7 protein-coding genes and 2 rRNA genes are annotated in these 17,006 nt (G+C 54.5%); all 9 read left to right on the top strand.

The genetic code is table 11. The annotated features are described in order from the left end of the window. The first annotated feature begins 89 nt into the window (after window positions 1–89). The 9 genes from CA264_RS06755 (at window position 90) to CA264_RS06715 (ending at window position 16,953) form a co-directional block, all read left to right on the top strand. The gene (locus tag CA264_RS06755) at window positions 90–3,638 is read left to right on the top strand and encodes a TonB-dependent receptor (protein WP_211233384.1); all 3,549 of its coding nucleotides are present in this window, start codon (window positions 90–92) and stop codon (window positions 3,636–3,638) included. A 23-nt stretch (window positions 3,639–3,661) separates the two neighbouring features. Further along, window positions 3,662–5,401 carry a RagB/SusD family nutrient uptake outer membrane protein gene (locus CA264_RS06750; protein WP_071784581.1) on the top strand — a complete coding sequence of 580 codons (1,740 nt, stop codon included), beginning with the start codon at window positions 3,662–3,664 and terminating at the stop codon, window positions 5,399–5,401. Window positions 5,402–5,428: 27 nt separating this feature from the next. Continuing rightward, the gene (locus tag CA264_RS06745; RefSeq protein WP_211332067.1) at window positions 5,429–6,376 is read left to right on the top strand and encodes a sugar phosphate isomerase/epimerase family protein; all 948 of its coding nucleotides are present in this window, start codon (window positions 5,429–5,431) and stop codon (window positions 6,374–6,376) included. Window positions 6,377–6,437: 61 nt separating this feature from the next. After that, the gene (locus tag CA264_RS06740) at window positions 6,438–8,123 is read left to right on the top strand and encodes a BACON domain-containing protein (protein ID WP_025605718.1); all 1,686 of its coding nucleotides are present in this window, start codon (window positions 6,438–6,440) and stop codon (window positions 8,121–8,123) included. Between the two features lie 161 nt (window positions 8,124–8,284). After that, window positions 8,285–9,535 (top strand): hemopexin repeat-containing protein, encoded by a 1,251-nt coding sequence (locus CA264_RS06735; RefSeq protein ID WP_084196172.1) that lies wholly within the window; start codon window positions 8,285–8,287, stop codon window positions 9,533–9,535. A gap of 51 nt (window positions 9,536–9,586) precedes the next feature. Beyond that, window positions 9,587–10,471, top strand: coding sequence for a phosphodiester glycosidase family protein (locus CA264_RS06730; RefSeq protein WP_025605715.1), 885 nt, complete (start codon window positions 9,587–9,589; stop codon window positions 10,469–10,471). A gap of 37 nt (window positions 10,472–10,508) precedes the next feature. Further along, window positions 10,509–11,600 carry an SGNH/GDSL hydrolase family protein gene (locus CA264_RS06725; protein WP_025605713.1) on the top strand — a complete coding sequence of 364 codons (1,092 nt, stop codon included), beginning with the start codon at window positions 10,509–10,511 and terminating at the stop codon, window positions 11,598–11,600. A gap of 627 nt (window positions 11,601–12,227) precedes the next feature. Continuing rightward, window positions 12,228–13,749: ribosomal RNA gene (locus CA264_RS06720) — 16S ribosomal RNA — on the top strand. A 312-nt stretch (window positions 13,750–14,061) separates the two neighbouring features. Next, window positions 14,062–16,953, top strand: a 23S ribosomal RNA gene (locus CA264_RS06715). Together the 16S and 23S rRNA genes form the textbook arrangement of a ribosomal RNA operon. Window positions 16,954–17,006 lie beyond the last annotated feature (53 nt).

The following is a 17,006-nucleotide window of genomic DNA, read 5'->3' as shown; positions in this document are numbered from 1 at the left end:
CGGCATGCCTCGCAGAGCGTGTCGGATGAAACGCCAGTATGGGCCATTTAACATAAGACTTAACATACTTACCCAAACACCCTTCTTTTATGAAACAACATATACTACGCAAGAGCGGTAGGGGGCTTCGCGCGCTTCTGTACCGGATGTTGCCGGCCAGGAGGCTTGTGGTTTTTGCCTTGCTCGTGACCTACCTGCAGGCGCACGCCTACGGCTTCTCACAGGGTATTTCCATTCATGAGCAGAATGCCTCCCTCGAAAAGGTCTTCAAAGCCATCAGCAAACAGAGCGGCTACCTTTTCCTGTACAACGATGAACTGCTGGAGAAAGCCCGGCCGGTGACCCTTGAGCTAAAGGATGCCTCGCTGGAGCACGTGCTGGCGGTGTGTTTCAAGAACCAGCCGCTAACGTACAGCCTGGTGGAAAATACCATTGTGGTAAAACCTGCCCCTGCCCGGCAGCGGCAGGAGGAGGTGGCTGTAAGCGGAAAGGTAACCGATAAGGATGGCGTTGGCCTGCCCGGCGTAACCGTTGTGCTGAAGGGAACCAGCAAAGGAACCTCAACAGACGCGGAAGGAAATTTCTCCATCGGTGTGCCAGGCGGTGCCGGTACGCTTGTCTTCTCCTACATCGGCTTTCAGGCCCAGGAGGTTGAAACCAACGGGCGGGCAATTATAAACGTAACCCTTGCAGAAGATACCAAGGCGCTGGAAGAGGTGGTAGTCGTAGGCTATGGCACGCAGAAGAAAGCGAACCTGACCGGTGCGGTTGATCAGGTGAATGCCGAAGACATTGCCTTGCGCCCTTCCGCAGACATCACCAGCTCTTTGCAGGGCCTGCTGCCCGGCTTAAACATCCAGATGAACTCCGGTGACCCGACAGCCACGCCTGACATCAACATCAGGGGCTTTAACTCCATTAACGGCGGCGGCCTGCTCGTGCTTATCGACGGCATTGAGGGCAACCTGACCCGCGTTAACCCGCAGGATATCGAAAGCGTGACCGTGCTGAAAGATGCCGCCTCCGCCGCAATCTACGGGGCAAGAGGTGCCTTTGGCGTGATCTTGATCACCACCAAGACAGGCAAGGCTGGCGAAATGGTGGTGAATTATACCAACAACTTCGGCTGGACCACGCCCACCACCCGCACCGACTACATCTCCGACCCTTATGTGTACGGCAAGACGGTGGATGCCGCCCTTTTTGGTTACAACGGAACCAGCTACACGGGCTACAACGAGTTGGATTGGGAAGCGATTCGGATGGTGGCCAACGGCGAGATAGAGCCTTTCCACGAGCTACAGCCTAATGGCACCTACAAGTTCTTTTACAAGACCAACTGGTACGACTACCTGTTCAAGAAATACCAGTACTCCAACATGCACAACATCTCGGTGTCCGGGGGCAGCGACAAGATAAAGGGCTACCTCTCGGGCAGAGTTTTCGAAAGAGAGACGATCAATAACATTGCCGACGCAGGCATGGATCGCTACAACCTGAAAGCCAACGTGAGCTTTAAGCCGACGAAATGGCTGGAGCTCTCCGACAACATCCTGTTCAACCACGACAAAGAAGAGGACTTCGGTGGCTACCGTAACGGCTACGGCGGCATCTGGAGCACGACCACCTGGTACCAGCTGTTCCCGTTCCTGCCGAATAAGGTAGACGGAAAGCCGTTTGACCTGTACGGGCAGGGCGGCCCGGCCGCGATGGAGGATGCCCAAAACTGGCAGCGCTTCAACACCGAAGAGTTTACCAACACCTTCAGGGCCAGAGCCACTCCGCTGGAGAACCTGGAGCTTAACTTTAACTACAGCAACAGAATTACCAACACTGCCAGAACCTACCGCCTCAACGAGTTTGAGTATCTGACGGGGGCGCGGATGGACCTGCAGACCGTGGGCGTAAACCGCCTCAGCGAGTACCGCTGGCGAGACTACTATAACGCTCTGAATGCCTACGGCACCTACTCCCTGAACCTGGGAGCCAAAAACAACATCAAAGTGATGGCGGGCTTTAACCAGGAGGAGTTTGAGCGCGACCGCGTACTCGCGCAGCAGGGAGGCCTGCTGATTAGAGACCTGGCGAACCTGGCCCTGGGCACCGAGCTGATGACCGCTGACGGTTCGTCGGAACTATGGGCCGTGCAGGGGTACTTCGGCCGCTTTAACTATGACTATGATGCCAGGTACCTGCTGGAGGTGAATGCGCGCTACGACGGCTCTTCACGTTTTCCTTCGGAAAGCAGGTGGGGCTGGTTCCCATCCGTGTCTGTAGGCTGGCAGGTAAATCGGGAAAGCTTTTGGCAGCCTATTGAGAATACCTTCAGCTTCTTAAAGCTGCGGGCCTCCTACGGCTCGCTGGGCAACCAGAACATCAGCACCAATACCTTCCAGCAGACGATGAGTATTGGCCGGTCTGAGTGGCTCGACGGGGGGCAGCAAATTATTTACGCCGGTGCCCCGGCTCCCCTTCCAAAGGTGGTCAGCTGGGAAACCACCAGCACCATCAATTTCGGGGCAGACATGGGCTTCTTCCGGAACAGGCTGACGGCCTCCATCGACGTGTACCAGAAGGACACAGAAGACATGTATTTGCCGGGAACACCGCTGCCGGGTGTGTTCGGCGCTACTGAACCAAAGGAGAACCTGGCCTCTCTCCGTAACCGGGGCTTCGACCTGAGCCTGGGGTATAACAACAGCTTTGAGGTGGTCGGCTCCCCGCTGGCGGTGCGCGCCACGGCCAGTGTAACGAACTTTAAAGGCACCATCACCAAATTCGATAACCCGAACGGCCTGATGAGCTCTTACTGGGAAGGGCAGGAGCTGGGCCAGATCTGGGGCTACCACGTAGACGGCCAGTTTCAGTCGGATGAGGAGGCTATCGCTTACCAGAATTCTTTCGTGAACCCCTCCAACAGCCTCGGCAACGTGTACAACTACATCCTGAACGTGGTGCAGAACAACGACTGGAACCAGCTTCGCGCAGGCGATATCAAGTATGTGGATGTGGACGGCGACGGCAGAATAGACAGGGGAAACTATACTTTGGAAGACCACGGCGACCTGCAGCCCATCGGTAACGCCATGCCGAAATTCCCCTTTGGCTTTAACGTGAGCGCAAGCTGGAAGGGCCTCGACCTTTCCGTTGCGGGGGCTGGTGTTGCCAAGCAGAACTGGTACCCGACGGGAGACATTTACTGGGGAACCTACCAACGGCCTTATTTATCCTTCCTGAGAAAAGACCTGGTAGACAATGCCTGGACACCGGAGACTCCGGGCAACAGGTACCCGCAGATTGAGCGCGGGTACGCCGCCCTGAACAGTGGCCGCTCCCTGAACGAGATGAACGATTATTACCTGGAGAACATCGGCTACCTGCGCGTGAAGAACCTGACGCTCGGCTATACTTTGCCGGAGGCGCTCACATCCAGAGCCAGCATTAAAAAGCTGCGGGTGTACTTAAGCGGCGAGAACCTGTTTACCTGGCGCTTCGGAAACCTGACCAAATACATTGACCCGGAGCAGGCAGGCTCGGCCATCGACTACTCTAACCCCGGAGACGCTGTCAACAGAGCAGACCTCCGCTCGTACCCGATGGGCAAAACGTACTCCATGGGTATTAACGTGACCCTGTAACTCACCCTGAAGACTTTATAGCAATGATGAACAGAACATACCTTACATCCGTTTTCGCGCTTTTAGCGGTCTTGTTCTCTGCCTGTGAGAAAGACTTTCTCGACCGCCCTCCCAAGGATAAAGTGGATGCAGAATTCTTCTTTAAAACGGCTACCGACCTGGAAGTAGCCACAAACGCATTTTACACGATGCTGCCCACCACCGAGGTGTACACGGAGGATAACGCCTCCGACAACATCCTCCCCCTGATCGCCTCAGAAAGGGTAAGGGGTGGCCGCATTGTGCCTACCACCCGCGGCAGTGGGGGCTGGTCCTGGGGCTATCTGCGGGACATTAACTTCTTTCTGCAGAACTACCAGCGTGTGCCCGATGAGGCGGCAAAACGGAAGTATGGCGGCATTGCCCGCTTCTTCAGGGCTTACTTTTATTTTGAGAAGGTAAAGCGGTTCGGCGATGTGCCCTGGTACAGCAAAGTGCTGGAGGCCGGAGACCCTGACCTGTACAAAGGGCGCGACTCGCGTAAAGTGGTTATCGATTCCGTAATGGCGGACATCAACTATACCATTGAGAACATCCCCGCGGAGGTAAAGCTTAACCGCATCACCAAGTATACCGCGCTGCTCCTGAAAGCCAAGATCGCCTTGTATGAGGGCACGTTCAGAAAGTACCACGGCCTCGGAGACTATGAAACACTGTTACAGGAAGCCGCCGAGGCATCGGAGGCCTTGATAAACTCCGGCGCCTATAGCCTGTTTACCACGGGCGGTCCGAACGCGGCTTACCGTGAGCTCTTTGCCCGTAACAACCAGGATGCGACAGAAACAATCCTGGCCCGGGACTTTGACTCAGAGCTGGGCCAGCACAAGTTGGGCTACCTCATGACAGCGCCTACCCAGGGGGCATGGGGCATCACAAAAGATGTAATAAACAGCTACCTGATGAAAGACGGCAGCAGGTTTACAGACCAGCCCGGCTACGAGACCATGGGCTTCTATGAGGAAATGCAGAACCGCGACCCGCGCCTGACACAGACCACCGCCGGCCCTGACTTCACCGTTTATGGCGAAAACACTCCGGAGCCGGTAAACCTGACCGGCACTACCACAGGGTACAGGGTCATCAAAGCGCTGCCGTCCAGAGACCAATGGAATGCCTCCTACTTTGACATCATCATCTTCCGCTATGCAGAAGCCCTGCTGATTCTGGCAGAGGCCAAAGCCGAGCTCGGGACACTCACACAGCACGACCTTGACATCACTATCAACAGGCTGAGAGACCGGGTGAACATGCCACACCTTATCCTGGCGCAGGCGAATGCCAACCCAGACCCATACCTGGCAGCCATGTACCCAAACGTAGACCAGGGAGCCAACAAAGGGGTGATTCTGGAGATCCGCCGTGAGCGCAGAATAGAGATGCTAAACGAAGGGCTCCGGTGGGATGACCTCATGCGCTGGAAAGAAGGCGACAAGATAGAGCAACCGATGCTGGGTATCTACTTCTCAGGGCTTGGCGCGCACGACTTTAACAACGACGGCACCCCGGATGTGTACCTCCATGACGGAAACGCCTCAGGCGCACCGAAGGGGGTATCCACCATTATTAATGTGCAGCAACGGCCACTGACCAACGGTAGCTCCGGCAACCTGGCCCCGTTCCAGCTGGGCGGCTTCTTCGACGAAAGCCGTGACTATTACTATCCGATTCCGATCGAGGACCTGAGGCTCAACCCAAACCTGGAACAAAACCCTAACTGGAAATAAGGATTTTAACCCATGATAAGAAACGAAATGCTAGCGATATTACTTGCCTGCTCCCTATGCCTTACCGGCTGCGACTCCAGTAAGGAGGAACCAACACCCGATGTGCCTGCTAAAGAAACACCGGTAGCCCCCTTAAAGGTCGGCTACAGTCTGCCAATCGGCAATTTCACAAAAGAGAAACTCCCATATGCCAAATCTGTAGGCGTGAGCTATGTGGAGGCCTCCGGAATGAGCCTTTTTGTGGATGACCGGAGAGACTTCAAGATGTCTGATGAGGAGGTTACGCAAAAGCTGAGAGAGGCAAAGAAAGCGGCGGACGAAGCCGGCATTAAAGTATGGTCGGTGCACATGCCGTACAGCCAGAGCATCGACCTCTCCACGGTTAGCGAGGCGGACCGGCAGGACATAGTGGCGATGCATCAAAAGTTGATCACTTTCCTGCGCATACTGGAGCCGGAGGTCATTCTTTTCCACCCCAGCTATTACCTGGGCCTAAACGAGCGCGACATGCGCAAAAGCCAGCTGATCAAGTCGGCCACCACGCTGGATGAAGCAGTGCAGGCCATCAACGCCACCATGGTGCTGGAGAACATGCTGGGCCCCGAGTTGCTGGCGGGCAATGGGAGAGAAAGACCGCTGATGCGCTCCGTGGAAGAGACAGTGGAGATTTTCTCCAGGCTGCCCACCACCATTTATTCCGCTATAGACATGAACCATATCAAGAACCCGGAAACCCTGATCAAGGCAATGGGAAGCCGGCTGAAGACGATTCATGTGGCTGATGGCACAGGGGCGGCCGAGAACCATTTTTTCCCTTGCTCAGGCGAGGGCAAGAACAACTGGACGGCCATACTTGGCGCTTTGGAGGAGGTGAAGTACACAGGCCCTTTTATGTATGAGAGTGCCTATCAGGATGAGAAGGACCTAATGCCGTGCTACCAGTCGCTTTACCAAAACTACAGCAACAGCAAGTAAACGTGGTTTGCCCTGCACCGCTGCAAGGCAGGCGCTTTTGACGCATAAACAGCCTAATCCCATGAAAAGAAAAATACACCTTCATTTTATCACAAGGTTCTTATGTGGAGCCCTTATACTTCTAAACCTGTCGGGTTGTAAGGAGGACGATGAAGCGTTTGAGCCAAAGTTACTCCTGGAGAACGAAGCCTTCGATGTCGCGAACACCAGCAGTTCGCATGCCCTTGTGTTCCTGACGAACCAACCGTGGCAGGCGGCAACAGATGCTGACTGGATCGTGCTGGAAGAAACCAGTGGCGAGAAAGGCAAGGTGACGCTCGCTTTCCAGGTGCAGGCAAATGAGGAGGATGCCCGAACTGGTACCATCAAAATCATGACAAACGACACGACGGAGAAAGTGATTACCGTTAAGCAGGAGGCAGGCAACCGGGATGATATCTATGTGAAGGAGGGCGCGACCGGAGAAGGCTACTCCTGGGCCGAGGCCACCAGCCTCGACAATGCCCTGGCCATAGCGGTAAGCGGTAACACAATTCACATAGCGGAGGGGGCCTACCTGCCCACTGTAACGGTAACAGGTGGCGACCCTGCCGATGCCGGTGATGTGACTTTTGAAGTCAGCAAGTATGTGAGGCTGAAGGGAGGCTATCCAGCCGATGCGGAGGAAGGTGCTGAGGCAAACCCTGCGCAACACACAACAGTGCTTTCGGGCGGCGGGGTGGCCTATCACGTCGTCACGGTGTCTGCCCCGAAAACAGACGGCCAGAAGGTGGTGCTGGAGGGCTTACGAATTACAGACGGCAAAGCCGCTGCGGCCACTACCTCTGCCACCATCAACGGCACTGCTTTCAGAAGAGACTATGGCGGTGGCCTTACCATCGGCAACGCGGTTGTGGAAGTGCTAAATACCGAGGTTGTAGATAATAAATCGGATAAGAACGTGGCGGGCCTGTATGCTTTTGGCGGGTCAGTGGTAACCATCAGGAACAGCAAAATAAACGGGAATATCTCAACGGGTAACGCCGGCGGGGTTTGGATCAGCGAGTCTACCGCTCATATCTATGATTCAGAGGTCCGAGAGAATGAAGGCGGAACCGCAGCTGGGGTACACGGCTACCCGGAGGCGACGATCAACATGTATAACACGGTGGTGGCTGACAACAAAGGCCGGTCGTTTGGTGCCGCTTTCTACATCAGGGAGAACTCCAAAGGACTACTGGTAAACTGCCTTATCAACGGAAACAGCAGTACTTCTGCAAACGGGGGCGGCGGTGTGATGCTGTACAGCAATAACATGGTTACCATCGTCAACACCACCATCACCGGAAACACTATTGCCGGCCCGGGCGGCGGAATTTACCGAAGGTCAGGCATCAACACTGTCAACATGTATAACTCCATTGTGTCCGGAAATGTGCAGAAGAACGATGGCCCGGATGTGGATGCCTACGAGCCGGACGCTACGGTACCGGTCGTGCAGTCGTCTATTTTAGGGAGCCTTGCCTACGATGCCAAGGGAGAAGTTATCGAAGGAGCTACGTTCAATCCAGGCACCATGTTAACCGAAGCCAAAGTGCCTGTAGGAGAGGGTAACCCAGCTACCGCGTATGGCATGAGCACCGAAGAGTTGGTGAAACTCGGCAGCACGCTAAATCCTGCTGTGGAAGGAAGCCTGATAACCCAGGACCTGTACCATAACAGCCGCTCCGGCTTACGCTTCATGGGCGCGCTTGTAGATAGTGAGTAATGTGTAGGTTAGGTACGGGGAGCCCTGAGGGGCTTCCTGTATTTCTGCCTTTTTCGTCTGTTAAACATGTGGTATACTTATACCTTCATTCAAACGGCACCAAAGGAAGGTAAAGGCTTTGCCAAAGTATAGCCCTTCCAGATACGTCACCTATTTTAAATATGAAACAAATGAACAAGCTGTGCCCCAAAGCCATGGTGGTTTTTTGCGTCCTGTTTTTAAACATGTTCTTTGTGCAGGCGTTCGCGCAGCGCCCGGCCACAGAGCACAGAAACGGCATGCTTATTTTAGGCTCTGCGGACATGCAAACATTGGTAGACAGGGTAGAGGTCGGCTTTAAGCTGTACCAGTCCGCTGTGCCTTTTGATTACATCATTGTTTCCGGCGGTTGCGCCGCGCATAAATCCGAGCTTTGCGAAGCTTCCGAAATGGCCGCTTTACTGGTGGAGAAGGGTGTTCCGGAGGAGCTTATCTTTAAAGAAGAGAAGTCTAAAACCACGGTGCAGAACTACGCCTATAGCCGTATGCTGCGAAAAGCCGACGGCTCCAACGTGATCAGGCCCGGAGATAAGCTGTACGTGGTGTCCAACCACTGGCACGCCATTCCGGTTGCCGCGCGCTTTACCGCAAACGATAGCGTAACTGCGGTATATCACATAGAAGGAGGTATCCTGCCCAAGGATACTGACAAGGTTAACTACACCGGCATATTTGACCCGAACATCAGCAGCGACGCCTATGTCGCAAAAGCCCTGTGGCCTATGACCAGCGCCATGTTTTCGGTAGAAGGCAGAAAGGGTGCGCCACGCACAAGCTACCGTTTCATGAACGGGCTTGTGTATGTACAAAGCCCAGCTACGCCAGAAGGGGATAAACTTGAAGAGACTGCACAGGCAGTGCCAGCGATACCATCTAACTGGGCAGGGCAGGTGGATGCCGCCTACTATAACAGCGTGGATAAAAAAGTCTACGTTTTTCGGGGGCGGCAATATGCCCGCTTCTCACCAGGAGCCAAAGTGCTGGATGCCGGCTATCCGAAGCAGCTTACGGAGCTGGTGAAGAACCTGCCTGCTGGCTGGCAAGGCGGCTACCTGGACGCCGCCTTCTTCCACACGAAGACCAGGGAGGTTTTCCTTTTTAAAGGGGAGGAATACATGCGGCTGTCAGCCAAAGGCAACACCGTAGCAGCAGGATTCCCGAAAAAGCTGAACACCTTCATCCCTGAGTGGCCTTTTTCCTGGGGTAGCGGCGACCTGGATGCCGCCGACTACAGCAGCAAGGAAGACAAAGTATACCTGTTCCGGGGGAAGGAGTTTATTGAAATCTCACTGGACGGTAGCCCACAGCTACAGCAAGGTTTTCCGAAGGCCATAGATCCGGCCTTGCCCCAAACCCCTGTAGGGAAAAAGTAAGCACACGTTGCCCCGGCACACAAGCGCTAGCGCATCACTCAAGATAATCAGATGAAAAAAACAGTCGCCCTGTTGTTGCTCCCGGCATTGCTGTTGGCTGGGTGCTCGAAAGATGACGTAACGCCGGATACGGCACCTCCCGTTGTTGTTGCGCCTCAGACACTCGAAGAACAACTGGCCAATGCCGATTGGGAAACGACAGAAGTGTCAAAGGCTGTTACCTGGAAGTATAAGCGCTTTAACAACCTCTTCAACTCCAACCAAAGCATCACCATTCTGGATATTGATCTGAATGCGGAGGGAGCGAAGGTGGACATTCCCTATGTCACCTCCGGCTTTTTGAAGACAAGCGAGGGTGCTGCCAGGGCCAGGGCAACCGCAGCCATCAACGGCTCCTTTTTCGACACGTCGGCGGGAGGGTCAACCGTTTTCTTTAAAAAGAACGGCAACATCATAAATACCACCCGTAGCGGGTTTACAACCTACCGTGAAAATGCCGGCTTTGCCATCGGTGCAGACGGAGCTGTTGCTGTGATAAAGAAACCCACGCAAGGCTGGAGTTCTCTATCCGCTGTGCCAACGCTGCTTGCATCAGGCCCACTGCTGGTGTTAAACGATGCGCCTGTTGAACAGGTACAGGAAGCTTTTAACAGCAACCGCCACCCCAGAACCGCCGTGGGCGTTACGGAGGCAAACCACCTGATAGCCGTAGTCGTGGATGGCCGCTTTACAGAAGCGCATGGCATGACAACAGAAGAGGTGGCCAGGCTGATGCACGCACTCTGCTGTGTAGAGGCCATGAATTTGGATGGGGGAGGCTCCTCTACGGCCTGGGTAAGAAACAGGGGCGTGGTCAATTATCCTAGTGACAACAACAAGTTTGACCACGCAGGCGAGCGCGGTGTCGCGACAGTTATTACCTTTATGGAGGAATAACAACGGAGGGGGAATCTGATATTTATAAACCAGAAGCATGAAGAATAGTCTTGCAAAGTGGGCGCTACTGCCTATAACACTCCTTACGGCAAACTTTGCCAATGCACAGTCCACGCACTACACTCCGGCTACGGAGCTAACCTTGGTCGGTAAAATAGAACCAACACAGCAGGTGTACCACCGGGTAGACACTGTAGCTTACCCGGCTATGCCGCAAGCGGTAAAAAGGCTGCTTACCAACTCAGCAGGGCTTGCCATTGCCTTTAAGACCAACAGTAGCACGGTATCGGTCAAGTGGTGTACCAGCAGTAGTAAACCGCTGGTGAACATGACGGCTATTGCCTATGAGGGGCTTGATCTCTATATAAAGAAGAATGGCCGTTGGCAGTTTGCAGGTGTTGGGCGCCCGAACGGAGACTGTACAGAGTATACCCTGGTCCGCAACATGGACGGCAGTGAGAAAGAGTGCCTGCTCTACCTGCCGCTGTACGACGAGATAAAGAGCCTGGAGATAGGAGTTGAGGATGGCGCCACAATAGAGGCCCTTCCGGATCCTTTCCAGAGACGCATTTTGCTGTATGGGTCCAGTATTCTGCAGGGAGCCTCAGCAAGTAGGCCGGGAATGGCTTACCCTGCTCGCCTAAGCCGGGAAACAGGGTTAAACCTCCTGAACATGGGCTTGAGCGGAAGCGCTAAAATGGAAAAGGCGGTGGCCGATATGATCGCCGCTGTTCCTGTTGATGCCTTTGTGCTGGACTGCGTGCCAAACTCCTCACCGCAGGAAATCCGTGAGCGGACCGCCTATCTTGTTAACACCATCAGAGAACATCACCCCAAAGCACCCATCCTGGTTATCCCAAGTACAGTGCGGGAAAACGGTGCTTTCGACCAGGAGGTGGGGCAGAGGGTGCAGGCGCAGAACAAACAGATAGAAGAAGAAGTCGCCAAGTTGCTGCGCAGCGGAGTTAAGAACCTGTACTTACTTTCCTATGATCAGCAGCTCGGCGCCGACCACGAGGGCACGATTGACGGCTCCCACCCCAATGACCTTGGGTTCGACCGCATGCTGAAACAGCTAAAGCCACAGATCCTGGCCATACTTAAGAAGCACCGCCTTCTGGCAGACTAGCAGGGGCGGTTTGTAGAGCGGTTATGAACGGGTGCGATTTGTGATGCTCACGCCCTGCTGTGGCTATAACGTTCATTTGCCGGTTTTACCACGGTGTAAGAAGAGTGTTCAGGCATCGAGCTGAGGCAATAGGGCAATAAGGGGAAGGGCAGGGGACCACATGCTGAAAAAAAATACGTAATACATCCTGTTGATGATGATGCTGTTACACAAGCAAAAGGGGGCTTATTTAGCTGTAGAGGCAAAAATATCTGCGTTACCACTTGTGTTAAGAAATAAAACCTCTACCTTTGCACTCCCTTACAGCAACACACAGAAACAACGCAAGGGTAGAGAAAAAAGTAAAAAAAGTTTTGGTAGTTCAAGAAGAAGTCACTACCTTTGCAACACGCCACAGAGCAACCGGTTCTAAAGGCTAAGAGTAAAAGAAGGCAACGTCGCAGGACGACAAGCGAGGACAACAGGTCCTCGGAAAGTTCTTTGAGAGATTGATTGAGACAGAAATTTAAGGTAAACCATGTGGTTGATTGAAAAATCAGCTGCATCAGGTTCTAGTAATAGAATTAAAGGAAAGCCGGGGTCGGACAGACACATTTTGCGGTTTTATGCCGCAGGAAGCATATTCTTACAATGGAGAGTTTGATCCTGGCTCAGGATGAACGCTAGCGGCAGGCCTAATACATGCAAGTCGAACGGATCAGGTTCCTTCGGGGACCTGATTAGTGGCGCACGGGTGCGTAACGCGTATGCAACCTACCTTCCACAGGGGGATAGCCCGGAGAAATCCGGATTAATACCGCATGTGACCACGAGAGGGCATCCGACCGTGGTAAAAGCTTCGGCGGTGGAAGATGGGCATGCGTGCCATTAGCTAGATGGCGGGGTAACGGCCCACCATGGCTACGATGGCTAGGGGTTCTGAGAGGATGGTCCCCCACACTGGTACTGAGACACGGACCAGACTCCTACGGGAGGCAGCAGTAGGGAATATTGGGCAATGGCCGAGAGGCTGACCCAGCCATGCCGCGTGCAGGAAGAAGGCCTTCTGGGTTGTAAACTGCTTTTGTATGGGAAGAAAACGCCCCTGCGGGGGTAACTGACGGTACCATGCGAATAAGCACCGGCTAACTCCGTGCCAGCAGCCGCGGTAATACGGAGGGTGCAAGCGTTGTCCGGATTTATTGGGTTTAAAGGGTGCGTAGGCGGCCCGTTAAGTCAGCGGTGAAATCCCACGGCTCAACCGTGGAACTGCCGTTGATACTGGCGGGCTTGAGTTCGGTCGAGGCGGGCGGAACTGGCGGTGTAGCGGTGAAATGCTTAGATACCGCCAAGAACCCCGATTGCGTAGGCAGCTCGCTGGGCCGAAACTGACGCTGAGGCACGAAAGCGTGGGGAGCGAACAGGATTAGATACCCTGGTAGTCCACGCCGTAAACGATGATGACTCGATGTTGGCGATACACTGTCAGCGTCCAAGCGAAAGCGTTAAGTCATCCACCTGGGGAGTACGCCCGCAAGGGTGAAACTCAAAGGAATTGACGGGGGCCCGCACAAGCGGTGGAGCATGTGGTTTAATTCGATGATACGCGAGGAACCTTACCTAGGCTAGAATGCGCGTGACCGCTCCAGAGATGGAGCCTCCCTTCGGGGCACAAAGCAAGGTGCTGCATGGCCGTCGTCAGCTCGTGCCGTGAGGTGTTGGGTTAAGTCCCGCAACGAGCGCAACCCCTATCTTCAGTTGCCAGCACATCATGGTGGGGACTCTGGAGAGACTGCCTCCGCAAGGAGCGAGGAAGGCGGGGACGACGTCAGGTCATCATGGCCCTTACGCCTAGGGCTACACACGTGCTACAATGGCCGGTACAGAGGGTTGCCACCCAGCGATGGGGCGCCAATCTCAAAAAGCCGGTCTCAGTTCGGATCGGAGTCTGCAACTCGACTCCGTGAAGCCGGAATCGCTAGTAATCGCGTATCAGCAACGACGCGGTGAATACGTTCCCGGGCCTTGTACACACCGCCCGTCAAGCCATGGAAGTCAGGGAGACCTGAAGCCGGTGACCTCAAAGGAGCCGTCTAGGGTAAAACTGGTAACTGGGGCTAAGTCGTAACAAGGTAGCCGTACCGGAAGGTGCGGCTGGATCACCTCCTTTCTAGGGACGGCCCTCGGCTTTCCGATGACGCAGCCACAAAGCACATGACAAACCTTAAAAGACTGTTTCAATCAATTACCTCAAAATTACCAAGGCAAAGACGACAGGTTTTTGCTTCAGTCTTAAGGAATTGTTAGAGGTTAGAGGTGAAAGGTGCAGGGCGTTGCTCTCACTCGTAACTCAGAACCCTTAACTCATAACTTTAAGAAAAGTTCTTTGACATGATGGGAGAGAGACAAAAGAAATAGACTAGGCCCTAGCGATAGGGCCCTAGTGCGAGAGAGGCGGGCCGGCCCACGCTTGTGGGGCCGGCCGAAGACGCAGAGAAGGGCGCACGGGGGATGCCTAGGCTCTCAGAGGCGATGAAGGACGCGACAAGCTGCGATAAGCTTCGGGGATCGGCACATACGAGTTGATCCGAAGATTTCCGAATGGGGCAACCCAGTGTATTGAAGATACACTACCCTACGGGGGGCGAACCCGGGGAACTGAAACATCTAAGTACCCGGAGGAAGAGAAAACAACAGTGATTCCGCAAGTAGTGGCGAGCGAACGCGGATTAGCCCAAACCAGTGCTGTTACGGCAGCCCTGGGGTTGTAGGACCACGTCGTGGGACCAAGTATTGAAGCATAACAGGCTGGGAAGCCTGACCATAGGGGGTGATAGTCCCGTGTGCGTAAGCTGCTTGGCCCTAGTGGTATCCTGAGTAGGGCGGGACCGGAGAAATCCCGCCTGAATCCACCGGCACCATCCGGTAAGGCTAAATACTCCTGAGAGACCGATAGTGAACCAGTACCGTGAGGGAAAGGTGAAAAGCACCGTGAATAACGGGGTGAAACAGATCCTGAAACCGTGCGCTTACAAGCGGTCGGAGCCACTTCGTGTGGTGACGGCGTGCCTTTTGCATAATGAGCCTACGAGTTACTCCTCCCTGGCGAGGTTAAGTGTTTGAAAGCACGGAGCCGCAGCGAAAGCGAGTCTGAACAGGGCGCGCAGTCAGGGGGGGTAGACGCGAAACTTTGTGATCTACCCATGGGCAGGATGAAGGCTGGGTAAAACCAGTTGGAGGTCCGAACCAGTTTACGTTGAAAAGTATTTGGATGACCTGTGGGTAGGGGTGAAAGGCCAATCAAACTGAGAAATAGCTCGTACTCCCCGAAATGCCTTTAGGGGCAGCGTCGTGGTGGAGTCATATGGAGGTAGAGCTACCGATAGGACTAGGGGGAGTCACATCCTACCGAATCCTGACGAACTCCGAATGCCATTTGATATACACGGCAGTGAGGCCTGGGGTGCTAAGGTCCCAGGCCGAGAGGGAAAGAACCCAGACCGCCAGCTAAGGTCCCAAAGTCTGCGCTAAGTTGAACAAAGGGGGTCCAGTTGCCTAGACAGCCAGGAGGTTGGCTTGGAAGCAGCCATTCCTTTAAAGAGTGCGTAACAGCTCACTGGTCGAGCGACAGGGCATCGATAATAATCGGGCATCAAGCACAGCACCGAAGCTGCGGATTGTATTTATACACTGGTAGGGGAGCATTCCAAGGGCGACGAAGGCGTCCCGGCAAGGGGCGTTGGAGCGCTTGGAAAAGCAAATGTAGGCATAAGTAACGATAATGCGGGCGAGAAACCCGCACACCGAAAGACCAAGGTTTCCTGATCAACGCTAATCGGATCAGGGTTAGTCGGGTCCTAAGGCCGAGGCGAAAGCGCAGGTCGATGGACAACTGGTTAATATTCCAGTACCGGCACGTCATAGCGATGCGGTGACGGAGAAGTGAAAGGACGGCGCGCTGACGGAATAGCGCGTTTAAGGGCGTAGGTAGTAGGACGGTTGTGAAGTACGCCGACCTAGCTGAAACCCGAAAGTACTCCGCGGCCCCGGCCAAGGAGATCGTCCCTAATCAGGCTCCCTAGAAAACCCGCTAAGCGTTTAAATGGCTTGCCGCCCGTACCGCAAACCGACACAGGTGGTCGAGGAGAGAATCCTAAGGTGCTCGAGTGAATCACGGCCAAGGAACTCGGCAAAATGGCCCTGTAACTTCGGGAGAAGGGGCGCTTCCTGCTAGCAATAGCAGAAGCCGCAGTGAAAAGGCCCAGGCGACTGTTTAACAAAAACACATGGCTTTGCGAAATCGAGAGATGAAGTATAAGGCCTGACACCTGCCCGGTGCCGGAAGGTTAAGAGGGGGGGTTAGCCGTAAGGCGAAGCTCTGAATCGAAGCCCCGGTAAACGGCGGCCGTAACTATAACGGTCCTAAGGTAGCGAAATTCCTTGTCGGGTAAGTTCCGACCTGCACGAATGGTGTAACGATCTGGGCGCTGTCTCAGCCGTGAGCTCGGTGAAATTGTAGTCTCGGTGAAGATGCCGAGTACCCGCAACGGGACGGAAAGACCCCATGAACCTTTACTATAGCTTAGCATTGACGCTGGGTAACTCATGTGTAGGATAGGTTGGAGGCTTTGAAGCGGCGTCGCCAGGCGTCGTGGAGCCGTCCTTGAAATACAACCCTTGAGTTGCTTGGCGCCTAACCTTGTAAGACAGGGGACAGTGCTTGGTGGGTAGTTTGACTGGGGTGGTCGCCTCCAAAACAGTAACGGAGGCTTTCAAAGGTGCCCTCAGCACGCTTGGTAACCGTGCGCAGAGCGCAATAGCATAAGGGCGCTTGACTGTGAGGCCCACAAGCCGAGCAGGGCCGAAAGGCGGATATAGTGATCCGGTGGTTCCGCATGGAAGGGCCATCGCTCAAAGGATAAAAGGTACTCTGGGGATAACAGGCTGATCTCCCCCAAGAGCTCATATCGACGGGGAGGTTTGGCACCTCGATGTCGGCTCGTCACGTCCTGGGGCTGGAGAAGGTCCCAAGGGTTCGGCTGTTCGCCGATTAAAGTGGCACGCGAGCTGGGTTCAGAACGTCGTGAGACAGTTCGGTCCCTATCTGTTGTGGGCGTAGGAGATTTGAGGGGTCCTGACCTTAGTACGAGAGGACCGGGTTGGACGAGCCTCTGGTGGACCTGTTGTGGCGCCAGCCGCAGCGCAGGGTAGCTACGCTCGGACGGGATAAGCGCTGAAAGCATCTAAGCGCGAAACCCGCCCCAAGATGAGATCTCCCTTAAGGGCCGTCAAAGACGATGACGTCGATAGGCCGCAGGTGTAAAGCCAGGAATGGCAAAGCCGAGCGGTACTAATTGCCCGAGCGCGTCCGGTCAGCAGCACCGGCCCGCCGCTCTCGATTTTGTTTCTCCCCCACAAGTCATGTCA

This window comes from Pontibacter actiniarum (assembly GCF_003585765.1).
GTDB lineage: Bacteria > Bacteroidota > Bacteroidia > Cytophagales > Hymenobacteraceae > Pontibacter > Pontibacter actiniarum.
This window is presented reverse-complemented; position numbering and strand designations above follow the sequence as displayed.

Coding starts and splice junctions, on each gene's coding strand:
- CA264_RS06745 (WP_211332067.1), top strand. CDS start 5,429: ATGCTAGCGATATTACTTGCCTGCTCCCTATGCCTTACCGGCTGCGAC.
- CA264_RS06740 (WP_025605718.1), top strand. CDS start 6,438: ATGAAAAGAAAAATACACCTTCATTTTATCACAAGGTTCTTATGTGGA.
- CA264_RS06730 (WP_025605715.1), top strand. CDS start 9,587: ATGAAAAAAACAGTCGCCCTGTTGTTGCTCCCGGCATTGCTGTTGGCT.
- CA264_RS06750 (WP_071784581.1), top strand. CDS start 3,662: ATGATGAACAGAACATACCTTACATCCGTTTTCGCGCTTTTAGCGGTC.
- CA264_RS06725 (WP_025605713.1), top strand. CDS start 10,509: ATGAAGAATAGTCTTGCAAAGTGGGCGCTACTGCCTATAACACTCCTT.
- CA264_RS06735 (WP_084196172.1), top strand. CDS start 8,285: ATGAAACAAATGAACAAGCTGTGCCCCAAAGCCATGGTGGTTTTTTGC.
- CA264_RS06755 (WP_211233384.1), top strand. CDS start 90: ATGAAACAACATATACTACGCAAGAGCGGTAGGGGGCTTCGCGCGCTT.